Annotated in this window: 1 protein-coding gene; it reads left to right on the top strand. The window is 64.8% G+C overall.

The annotated features are described in order from the left end of the window. On the top strand, positions 1-1,427 hold a 1,427-nt coding region (locus tag EN935_RS35760), incomplete at its 5' end, for an AsmA family protein (protein WP_164771673.1). Between the last annotated feature and the right edge of the window lie 40 nt (positions 1,428-1,467).

Raw genomic sequence — 1,467 nt, 5'->3', positions numbered from 1 at the left:
ATACGGCCCGCCGCGTGGTCAATGCCGACCCCGCCAAGCCGGACCTCGACAAGCTGCCGGCCGACACCTTCGGCACGGTGGAGTTCCGCGACGGCCGTATGGTGGCCTCCATTGCCGGCAAGGACGTCGAAATCCTGAGCAGTTTGACCGGCCAGGCGAATTGGGCGGCGATGAACAGCAATGCGACGCTGTCGGCAACAGGGATCTGGCGCGGCGAAAGCGTTGCGCTGGACGTCGCCTCGCCGAAACCGCTTGTGCTGTTTGCCGGCGGTACGGCGCCGCTCACGCTGTCCTTCAAGGCGGCACCCGCTACCTTCTCGTTCGATGGCACGGCCAGCATGTCCGAAAATACCTATTTCGACGGTCAGGCGAAATTCTCGGCACCCTCGCTGCGGCGTGTCCTGGAATGGTCGCAGGCCGGCATCGCTCCGGGTGCTGCGATCGGCTCGGTCAGCATTTCCAGCAAGATCACGGCGACCGGCGGGCGCGTCAAGTTCGACAACACGGCCATTGCCCTGGACAACAATCCGGGAATGGGTGCGCTGGACCTCTCGCTTGGCGAAGCACAGCCGGTGATCTCCGGCACGCTCGCTTTCGACACGCTCGACCTCAGATCGTTCCTGTCGGCCTTCACGCCGCTGGCGCCAACCGGAGGGGCGGGGCCTGGCGAAATCGACACCAGTTTCGCCGACAAGATCAACCTCGATCTGAGGTTGTCGGCAGCACACGCCACGGCGGGACCTATCCAGCTCGCCGATGTCGCCGCCACCGCCCAGGTCAAGGACGGTCTTTCCGTCTTCGACATCTCCGACGCCTCGGCCTTCGGCGGCAACATCCAGACCAGCCTTCGCTTCGACCGCAAGCCGGAAGGCTCGCAGGTCGAGATCCGGCTGCTGGCGTCCGACATTGACGGCGGTGCTTTCGGCACGGCGGCCGGAATGACCCGGCTGGTGCCGGTCGGCACGGGTACCGTCTCGGTGATCCTCAAGGGACCGGGCAGAACCTGGGACTCCATCTTCGACAATGCCGACGGCTCAGTCTCGGCGACCTTTGGACAGGGTGCGTTGAGCAAGCTCAACCTGCCGGCCTTCCTCAAGCATACCGAGCAAGGCGGCTTCTTCGCGCTTGATGACGTCTCCGACGGAACGCTGCCGATCGACGGCGCCGAGATCAAGGCCAGCATTTCAAAGGGCGTGGCACGGATCGACAAGGCCGAGGCCAATTCGGCGAAGTACAAGATCTGGCTGTCCGGCATCGCGTCCTACGCCGGCCGAGGACTGGCCTTGTCCGGTGGTGTCATTCAGGCGGACCAGGCGGCAACACAGACCAATGGTCAGCAAGGCCCCAACCAGTCGTCGTTCTTCGTCGGCGGGACCTGGAGCACGCCATTCATTTCCCCGATCAGCCGCGGCGTTTCGGGGGAATAGGCCGCCGCGCTTTCCACCTTCAACCGCGCTGTGCGGCCCG

The organism is Mesorhizobium sp. M7D.F.Ca.US.004.03.1.1 (genome assembly GCF_003998635.1).
GTDB classification, from domain to species: domain Bacteria; phylum Pseudomonadota; class Alphaproteobacteria; order Rhizobiales; family Rhizobiaceae; genus Mesorhizobium; species Mesorhizobium loti.
This window is presented reverse-complemented; position numbering and strand designations above follow the sequence as displayed.